The 8,871-nt window shown below is 67.6% G+C and carries 7 protein-coding genes and 1 pseudogene; 4 read left to right on the top strand and 4 right to left on the bottom strand.

Annotation, left to right across the window (positions count from 1 at the left end; translation table 11 throughout):
• Positions 1 to 1,865: pseudogene (locus tag CV1CTNOD_RS27815) on the top strand (transposase); the annotation flags it as partial.
• 52 nt (positions 1,866 to 1,917) lie between these two features.
• Here the strand turns inward: CV1CTNOD_RS27815 and CV1CTNOD_RS12705 are convergent.
• Positions 1,918 to 3,153, bottom strand: a complete 1,236-nt coding sequence (locus tag CV1CTNOD_RS12705; protein WP_131786327.1) for an epoxide hydrolase family protein — start codon at positions 3,151 to 3,153, stop codon at positions 1,918 to 1,920.
• A gap of 351 nt (positions 3,154 to 3,504) precedes the next feature.
• Here CV1CTNOD_RS12705 and CV1CTNOD_RS12700 point away from each other — a divergent pair, with 351 nt between their 5' ends.
• The 3 genes from CV1CTNOD_RS12700 to CV1CTNOD_RS12695 all read left to right on the top strand — a co-directional run bounded on the left by CV1CTNOD_RS12700 (position 3,505) and on the right by CV1CTNOD_RS12695 (position 5,995).
• Positions 3,505 to 4,230, top strand: coding sequence for a recombinase family protein (locus CV1CTNOD_RS12700; protein ID WP_207386395.1), 726 nt, complete (start codon positions 3,505 to 3,507; stop codon positions 4,228 to 4,230).
• On the top strand, positions 4,134 to 4,454 hold the full coding sequence (locus tag CV1CTNOD_RS28280) for a hypothetical protein (protein ID WP_207386394.1): 321 nt from the start codon (positions 4,134 to 4,136) through the stop codon (positions 4,452 to 4,454). Before CV1CTNOD_RS12700 ends, CV1CTNOD_RS28280 begins: the two co-directional genes overlap by 97 nt.
• 239 nt (positions 4,455 to 4,693) lie before the next feature.
• Positions 4,694 to 5,995 (top strand): RCC1 domain-containing protein, encoded by a 1,302-nt coding sequence (locus CV1CTNOD_RS12695; protein ID WP_131786326.1) that lies wholly within the window; start codon positions 4,694 to 4,696, stop codon positions 5,993 to 5,995.
• A 272-nt stretch (positions 5,996 to 6,267) separates the two neighbouring features.
• Here the strand turns inward: CV1CTNOD_RS12695 and CV1CTNOD_RS12690 are convergent, their stop codons facing one another.
• The 3 genes from CV1CTNOD_RS12690 to CV1CTNOD_RS12680 form a co-directional block, all read right to left on the bottom strand.
• Positions 6,268 to 6,963: an NAD(P)-dependent oxidoreductase gene (locus tag CV1CTNOD_RS12690; RefSeq protein WP_131786325.1), complete on the bottom strand. Its 696-nt coding sequence runs from the start codon at positions 6,961 to 6,963 to the stop codon at positions 6,268 to 6,270.
• Between the two features lie 105 nt (positions 6,964 to 7,068).
• Positions 7,069 to 7,725 (bottom strand): hemerythrin domain-containing protein, encoded by a 657-nt coding sequence (locus CV1CTNOD_RS12685; protein ID WP_131786324.1) that lies wholly within the window; start codon positions 7,723 to 7,725, stop codon positions 7,069 to 7,071.
• 135 nt (positions 7,726 to 7,860) lie between these two features.
• On the bottom strand, positions 7,861 to 8,871 hold a 1,011-nt coding region (locus CV1CTNOD_RS12680), incomplete at its 5' end, for an MFS transporter (protein WP_131786323.1).

Below are 8,871 nucleotides of genomic sequence, written 5' to 3'. Positions count from 1 at the left end.
TAGTCCGTCTCGGCGCGGGAGAGCAAGGCCGCGCACAGGATGCGCGACGAGCTGGCCGAGCGCGGCAAGGCCGGCGAGGGCCGCCAGGCCCTGCTGGAGGCGATTCTCGCGATCGTCGCCGATCCGGCGGTCGCGGACGAGGACGTCGGCGGGCTGATCCGGGGAGAGAAGGTCGGGTGGGAGCGGCTGCGTTCCGCGCAGACGACCGCGTTGCCGCCGCTGCCGCGCGATCACGGGCACTTGGCCGCGTTGGACAGCTCGTACGGGTACCTGCGGCAGTTCACCCCACAGGTACTGGACGCGGTGACCTTCGCCGGCGGCACCGCCGCGACCGACCTGCTCAAAGCGGTGGCGATCCTGCGGGAACTGGTCGAGTTCTGCCGGCTGGTCGGCAAACCCGCCGATGCGGACGCGGCGCTGGCCCAGGTGAAAGACGAGCTGCACACCGCCCTGGGCGAGCTGGAACAGACCCTCGGCGAAGGCGATGGTCCGGTCCGGTTGGACGGCGAAGGGGACCTGGTGATCTTCCCGATGTCCGCGGAGGATGTCCCGTCCGAGGCGATCGCGCTCAAGGCCGAGCTGACCGAGATGCTGCCGTTCGCACCGGTCGTGTCGCTGTTGATCGAGCTGGACAAGCGCACCGGCTACCTGGACTGCTTTACCTACGCCGGCGGCAAACAGGCTCGCAGTAGCGAGTTGAAGCGCAACCTGATCGCAGTGCTGATCGCGCAGGCGACCAACCTGGGGCTGACCCGGATGGCCGATGCCTGCGGCATTCCCTACGACGTGCTGTCCTGGACCGCCGAGTGGTACGTGCGGGAGGAGACGCTGCGCGCGGCGAACCTGGCGATCATCGACTACCACGGCACGCTGCCGCTCACCCCGGTCTTCGGCACCGGCACCCTGTCCTCCTCGGACGGCCAGCGGTTCCCCGCCCGCGGCAAGTCGGTCACTGCGAGGGCTCTGAGCAGGTACTTCGCGCACGAGGGACTCTCGACCTACACACATGTGACAGACCAGCACACCACCTACGGCACGAAGATCATCGTGGCGACCAGGCGCGAGGCCCACTACGTCCTGGACGAGATCCTGGGCAACGCCACCGACATACCGATCACCGAGCACGCCACGGACACCCACGGCGTGACCCTGGTCAACTTCGGCCTCTTCGACCTGCTGGGGTTGCAGCTCTCACCCCGCATCCGGGACCTGGGGAAGATCACGCTCTGCCGGACAGGCTCGAAACCCGAGGCGGAGGCGGCGTTCCCACTCGCGGGGCCGCTGCTGACCCGCCGCGCCAACCTCGACCTGATCGCCGCGCACTACGACGACCTGCTCCGCTTGGCCGGGTCGCTGAAATTCGGCCACGCCACCGCGTCACTGCTGGTCGGGAAGCTCTCGGCCTCCGGCCGGCAGAACGCCCTGGCCGCGGCGCTCAAGGAATGCGGGGCTCTCCAACGCACGATCTACGCCGCCCGCTACCTGTCTGACCCGGCGTACCGACACAAGATCGCTCGGCAGCTCAACAAGGGAGAGTCGCTGCATGCCCTGAAGCGCGACCTGCTCTACGCCCACGAGGGCGCCGTCCGCGCCCGTCACCTCGACGCCCAGACCGAACAGGCGTGGTGCCTGACCTTGGTCACCAACGCCGTGCTGGCCTGGACGACCGAGTACTACGGGCTCGCGGTGGACTCGATGCGCGCGGCTGGCCGGCGGATCGACGACGAGGTGCTCGCGCACATCTCCCCGGCGCACAGCGAGAACATCAACTTCTTCGGTGCGATCAGGTGGACATCGAGGGCGAACTCGCGCAGCTCGGGCCGACTGGGTACCGGCCGCTACGTGTCCGCGACACCTTGTTCTGACCACGCCAGGCAACGTTCGTCTGGCCGTCGCCAGACGAGCCCGCAGGGTCGTTCAGGGCCTGCGGCCGTGGAAGGTGCGACGCAGGTCGCTCACCCAGGCGTCGGGGTTCTCCCAGGGGATGAAGTGGCCGCCGTGGTCGTGGGCGTTGACGTTGACGTGGTTGAACCAATCGGCCTGCGGGCCGGTCTTGAACGCCCGGACACGCTCGCCCGCGGTGTGGATGCCGGGCGGGTTCTCGTACGTGACGAAGGTGAGGCCGACCGGGGCCTGCACGACCGGGGTGCGGTCGTGGGCGGGGGCCCAGGGGTAGCGGTTGGCGTTGGCGTAGTAACGCATCGACGTGGCGATGGAGTTGTTCACCCAGTAGATCGTGGCGTGGGTGAGCAGGTCGTCCTTGGTGAAGACGGACTCGACGTCGCCGCCGTTGTCGCTCCAGGCGTTCCAGCGCTCCAGCAGCCAGGCGAGCAGTCCGGCGGGTGAGTCGCTCAGCCCGTGGGCCAGGGTGGCGCCGTCGAGCATGTGCACGGCGAGGTGGGACGCCGAGCGGAGGTCCAGCTCGATGATCCGGGCACGGACGTCGGCGGGCTGGTCGTCGGCGAGGGGCCGATTCCGGGCGAAGTCCCAGGCGCGGGGGCCGGTGAAGAAGTCGAGCGGCAGCCCGGAGCCGATGTGGATGCCGTACAGCTCGTCGGCGTACTTGTGGCCGAGCTGGCTGGAGACGATCCCGCCGATGTCGCAGCCCCCGGCGGCGTACTTCTCGTATCCCAGGGTCTCGGTCATCAGGGTGTGCCAGAGGTCGGAGACCTTCCAGAAGTTGACGTCCGGAAAGCCGGTGAGCGGGCCGGGGAATCCGAAGCCGGGCAGGGAGGGTACGAGGACGTCGAACGCGTCGGCGGGGTCACCGCCGAACGCGGCCGGGTCGGCGAGCGGGTCGATCACCTTCGACCAGTGCCAGAACGTCCATGGCCAGCCGTGGGTGAGGATCAACGGGATCGGGTGGGGGCCGTGGCCGGGCTTGTGCATGAAGTGCACCGGGACACCGGCGACGCTCACCTGGTAGTGCTCGTAGGCGTTGATGGCGGCCTCGGCCTTGCGCCAGTCGTAGTCGTCCCGCCAGTAGGCGACAAGATCACGGAGATAGCTGTCCGGGACGCCGTAGGACCAGTCCCCATTCCCCTCGTCCAGCGGCGGACGGGTCAGTGTGAGACGGGCGTGCAGGTCATCGAGGACGTCGTCGGACACGTGGATCGGGGCGGGCTCCAGAGGGAAGGCGTGCAGGGGGGTCATGGCGTGGTTCTCCTTTACTGGGTAGGGGGAAGCGGTGTCGTCGGCCTGTTGGGTGGTTGGGCGGCGAGCCGGGCCGTTTCAAGGAGTGCGTGCAGCGACGCGGCGTGCTCTACGGACGCCAGGCGAATGAACACCGCCGTGAACTGCTCCATGCCCGCATCGGGGCGGCCGGCTAGCGCGGATGGGCGATGCCGGACGAGGGTGCGGTTCCCAGAAACGGTCCATTCTGAGAGCTTCAGGCCGGACCGCCCCTGGATCGGGTGCACAGCCCCGGATTCTTTCTCAGAACCCGTTCTCACGTGAACGGAGGTCGTGACAGTTGTGGGAGAGGTTTGCGAGAAGATTTCGAGGGTGAGCAGCGAACCGGATGCCACCGCCGACACCGACGCGGTAGAGCGGTATCCGTGTCCCCGGTGCCTGGTCGAGCCGGGCTCGCCGTGTCGGTCTCGATCCGGCACGGTCGCGGGGACCTACCACACCGGCCGGTTCATGAAGGTCCCTCGGCTGGCGAAGCAGCTGCGGGTGCCGACCCCGGCGGCCCGCGGCCCGGGCCAGCTGTGGCGGCCGGGCACACCACCAGCACCCATCCCGTCGGACAGGCCCGCCACCGACATTAGGGTGGGCTACGCCCGGTGCTCGCACGTCACCCAGGAACTCCAGTCACAGCTCGACGCCCTGGAAGCGCACGGCATCCCGCGAGACAAGATCTTCGCCGAGAAGGTCTCCACCCGCATCCGGATCCGCCCGAAGTTCGAGGCCGCCCTGGACCTGTGCCGGCAGATCAAGGCCCACGCCCCGCACTGTCGGGTGCTCCTGACCGTGTACGAGATGAAACGGCTCGGCCGCGACTCCGCTGAGCTGACCGCGCTCGCGGACCACCTCACCGCGCACGGCATCGCGCTGGAGATGCTCGCCGGACCCCTGACCGGTATCTACACCCCACCGGTACCGGCCGCATCCTGTTCGCGTTCTTCGCCGCGATGGCCGAGACTGAGCGCGAGAACATCCGCGAGGCAACCCTGGAAGGCCTCAGCGCCGCGGCCCGCAAGGGGAACCACGGCGGCCGGCCCCCAGTGATCACCGACGACATGCTGCACACCATGCTGCGTCGGCGCGCGAACGGCGAATCGGTGGCGGACATTCGTCGCGACCTGATCATCCCCACGGGCAAGCGCAAGGGCCACAACCCGAGCCTGGCCAGCATCTACCGGGCGCTGGACGAACACGCGAAGCGCCAGGCGCACCCGGAGGCGCTCGACCAAGCCCGCGCCGACTTCGCCTCCAGCCAGGCGAGCACCTGACGGGTACGACCGTCCCACAGGATCACGCTGGTCAGCGATATCCGCCCGATTTTCGGCGGATGCTACGGCGACCCCAGGAAGCGGGCTGACGGTCGTCGCGGGACACGCCGGCGGCCGGCTTCTGGCCCACTGGTAGACACATGACAATATGAGTACGCAAAGTAACGATCTTGTTATTCTTCGTGATGTCGGGGTGTGCATGGTGACGCCCACCGGTTCTACGGAGCGGAGAAGCGACGATGTCCGGTCAACGATGGCAGGCCAGGATATGGGCGGCGATGTTGGCTGCGGTCGGAGCGATGCTCCTGCCGGCAGCTGCTGTGGCTTCCCCGTCCGGACTGGGAGTAACAGGATCGGGGACGGCAGGAGTGCGCGTCCCATTGGATGCGCTTCCGCCGTCCGCTGCCGGTGCTGTCCACGGGTGGGGCATCCGGCCACGGGCCGGCACGCTGTACGCCTGGGGCCGGAACAACACCGGCCTGTTCGGGAACGGCACCACCACCGACAGCTCGGTGCCCGTGCGGGTTTCCGGTCTGACGGGGGTCCGCGCCATCGCCGGCAGCGGAGTCACAGGGTATGCGTTGCGCCGGGACGGCACGGTCTGGGCCTGGGGTAAGAACAGCTATGGCCAGTTGGGGAACGGCACCACCACCGACAGCCTGCTGCCGGTGCGGGTTTCCGGTCTGACGGGGGTCCGCGCCATCGCCGACAGCGGAGTCACAGGGTATGCGTTGCGCTGGGACGGCACGGTCTGGGCCTGGGGTTATAACGCGGAGGGTAACTTGGGGAACGGCACCACCACCGACAGTTCGGTGCCGGTACAGGTTTCCGGCCTGACCGGGGTCACCGCCATCGCCGGCAGCGGGAATACGGCGTATGCGCTGCGTCGGGACGGTACCGTATGGGCCTGGGGCGGCAACTTCTTCGACGGATTGGGCCCTCTCCCCGCTCCCACTCTCTTCACGTCGGTGCCGATACAGGTTTCCGGCCTGACCGGCGTCACCGCCATCGCCGGCGGCGGCCTCTCCGCGTATGTGCTGCGTTCCGACGGCACGGTCTGGGCCTGGGGCGGCAACAACGTCGGCCAGTTGGGGAACGGGCATGGCGGCGTCGGCAGCCGGACTCCGATACCAGCACAGGTTTCCGGCCTGACCGGCGTCACCATCATCGCAGCCGGCCCATATACGGCGTATGCGGTGCGTTCCGACGGCACGCTCTGGGCCTGGGGCCAGAACTGGAACGGCCAGCTGGGGATCGGCACCATCTCCATACCCGGCCTCGATGTGACGCTGCCGGTGCAGGTCTCCGGTCTGACCGGGGTCACCGCCATCGCCGGCGGTGATGAGAACGGATATGCGGTGCGTTCCGACGGCACGCTCTGGGCCTGGGGCGGCAACAGCCACGGCCAGTTGGGGAACGGCACCATCGGTGCCGACGTCCCGGTGCCGACACAGGTTCCCGGTCTGACCGGGGTCACCGCTGTCGGCGCCGGTTCGGGCATCGGATACGCGATTACCCGTCTTCCGCACATGGGCCTGTGACCTGCGACAACGGATTACATGATCGAATTACTCAACGCGCTGACCTGCAACGATGCACTCATGTGCGGAGAACGGGCGATTACGTCTTTCTTCGCGGCGCATGGGCAGCCGCAGGACCGTTAACTGACGGCGGCAAGACCGTGGAGGCATCGCTGCCCGACCTTCCATGACACGCACGCCAGCGCGTGGGCGAGGCTTCCTCTTGCCCACGCGCTGGCCACCTGGCCAACTGCTGACGGTTCTCGGTGAGCCCGCCATCCGCGCGCTGGAGGTCAGTCTCGCTTGAATGCCTCCCGGCGCAACATCTGGAACAGCGTGGGGGCACCTTCGGAGGTTGTCACCGCGACCGCCTTGTGTACGAACCGGGCATCGGCCGCCTGTTCGAGCAGGCTCGCGGCAAGGTCCGCGCGGCTGGTGAAGATACCCGGCGCCTGGTCCTCGCGAAGCTCGTAGCTCGTCACACCGGGTGCATCGAAAAGGCCCGAGGGGCGCATGATCGTCCAGTCCAGGTCGCTGCCGCGCAGGAGTCCCTCCATGCGGCGCATGTCGGCGTAGGTCGTCTTGCCGATCGTCGCGGTGATCAACGGCTGGAAGACACGGTTCAGCAGGAAACCGCCGTCCGCATGACGGTGCGGCTCGGCGGCGCTCGAGCTCACCACGACCACTCGCTTGACCCCGTACCGCACCATCGCGGCGGTGATGTTACGGATTCCGTCGCTGTAGATGTTGATCGGCTTGCGGGTGAACGGCACGCCGAGCGTCGACAGCACGACGTCGGCTCTTTCGACAGTTCGGTCGACGGCCTGCGCGTCATGCACGTCGGCCTCCACGACGTCGAGCCGTTCGTGCGTGATCGGGAATTCTGCCGGTCGTCTGGTCACCGCGGTGACGTCGTGACCAGCGGCCAGCGCCTGCCCGGTCAGCAGCCGGCCGGTCGGCCCGTTGGCTCCGAAAACGACGATCCTCATGATTACGCTCCTTCTGACCCGCGGGTGCGCAGGTCGCCTGGTTTCGTTCTCTTACTTGCGCTTACTTGACGTGTCGATCAGTCCGAGAGGGTTTTGTATGGTCCGCTATGCGGTGATACCTGCGATGCGGTGATATTTTGGCGCCCATATCCGACGGTAGAGGAACCTGACAGGTGGTGGCAGCAGCCCGAGTACTTTGGCTTGTATTACCTCGGATGCGTCGTCGAGCAGCCACGGGAGGAACTCCGCGCCACCACGCAGACCTTGTGTTTTACGGATGGTCGCGGTGAATGCTGCCCATCCGTCGGGGCCAAGATATGCCTCGACCAACGGCAGGGCTTCGTTTTCCTCGTGCCGCATATGGACGGTCAGGCTCGTGGCGAAGGTATCGATGCTCTCCATAAGGCTTGCCGCGTTGTCCGATGCGAGGGCGTTGTCGATGTGTTCGAGATGCGGGTCGATCTGCGCGTGCTCGGCCTCCATCTCATCGAGGACAGTGATCTCGTCAGGCCGAAGTGCTTTGTTGCGTAGCAGGGGCCACAGGGCGGTGTCCTCGGCCTGGTGGTGGATGTGGATCTGCTTGGTAAACGTCGCCCAACGTGCGCGCGCTGCCGGTGTCCGGACGTCGCCACGTTCGTACGCGAGTCGCAGGCGCTGCAGGTCGCGGGTGAAGGCGGCATGCGCCGCATACATCATGGTGAAATCGACCGTGCCGGCCAGCGGGGACGTGTGGTCGTTCCCAGCGTTGGTGCTGTTGGTCATCTGTGCTCCGGGTAGGTAGATGGTTGATCGGGGGACCGCGCTGCTGCTGGTCCGGGAGGTCCTGAGGTGTCGGTTACCGGCGCCCTGCGTCTGGCGATCACCGACGGCGGCAGCACGCGGGGGAGGCGGTCGCGGTCACAGCCGGGCTGGTTCGGGCAACGCGTCGGATTCAGGTTGGTGGGCCTCACCGCGTGCGTTGCTGGTACGCAGCGCAATAAAGGCGCTGGCGAGCAGGAAGAAGCTGCCGGTCAGCAGCGCCCGGTGAAAACCCGAGGTGAGCGCGTCCGGCATGGCGGTGTGGTCCGCCAGCAGGTGGCCGGTGCGGGAGGTGGCGACCGCGGAGAAGATCGCCAGTCCCAGCGCGCCACCCACTTGCTGCGAGGCGTTGAGCAGCGCGGCGGCAAGCCCGGCCCTGTCGGCGGGCACGCCGGCGTTGGCTGCGGTGGTGACGCCGACGAACACCGCACCCAGCCCGAACGACACGATCATGAGGCCCGGGAACAGGTCGGTGAGATAGAAGCCGTCGACGGGAATCCGAGACAGGTAGTACAAGCCACCGGCCGCGAGCAGCGCGCCGATGACGATCACTGGTCGGGTTCCTGCCCGGGCGAGCAGTTGCGAGGAAATGCCGGCGGCAATGCCGACGCCGAAGCAGAGCGGGAGATAGGCCGCGCCGGTCTCGATCGGCGAGTACCCGACGACGTTCTGCATGTAGAGAGTGAGGAAGAAGAACATCGCGATGAGGCCCGCGAAGGCGATCAGCCCGGTGACGTCGGCGGCGCCGAGCCCCCTGACGCGGAAGATCGACAGTGGCAGCAGCGGGTTCCTGCCCAGCTGCTCGTTGATCAGGAATGCGATCAGCAGGACTGCTGCTCCGGCGAGCTCACCGATCGTGCGGCCCGAGCCCCAGCCCTGATCGGGCGCCTCCACCAGCGCGAAGACGAGCAGCAGCATCCCACCGGTGACCAGGACGCTGCCGACAATGTCGAAGTCCGTCAGCCGCGCGTGACGCTGGTCACCGGATATCAGCCGGAAGACCGCTGGAAGTACGAGCGCGGCGGCCAGTGGGTTGACGAACAGCACCCAGCGCCAGCCGGGGCCCTCGGTCAGCACCCCGCCGAGGAACACCCCGACAGCGGACGCGAG

It is taken from the genome of Protofrankia symbiont of Coriaria ruscifolia (assembly GCF_900634745.1).
GTDB lineage: Bacteria > Actinomycetota > Actinomycetes > Frankiales > Frankiaceae > Protofrankia > Protofrankia californiensis.
Note: the sequence above shows the minus strand (reverse complement) of the source record. Positions and strands in the feature narration are given on the sequence as shown.

Excerpts from the sequence above, each read along its gene's own strand:
- CV1CTNOD_RS12705 (WP_131786327.1), bottom strand. The coding sequence starts at position 3,153 with ATGACCCCCCTGCACGCCTTCCCTCTGGAGCCCGCCCCGATCCACGTG.
- CV1CTNOD_RS28280 (WP_207386394.1), top strand. The coding sequence starts at position 4,134 with ATGGCCGAGACTGAGCGCGAGAACATCCGCGAGGCAACCCTGGAAGGC.
- CV1CTNOD_RS12695 (WP_131786326.1), top strand. The coding sequence starts at position 4,694 with ATGTCCGGTCAACGATGGCAGGCCAGGATATGGGCGGCGATGTTGGCT.
- CV1CTNOD_RS12690 (WP_131786325.1), bottom strand. The coding sequence starts at position 6,963 with ATGAGGATCGTCGTTTTCGGAGCCAACGGGCCGACCGGCCGGCTGCTG.
- CV1CTNOD_RS12685 (WP_131786324.1), bottom strand. The coding sequence starts at position 7,725 with ATGACCAACAGCACCAACGCTGGGAACGACCACACGTCCCCGCTGGCC.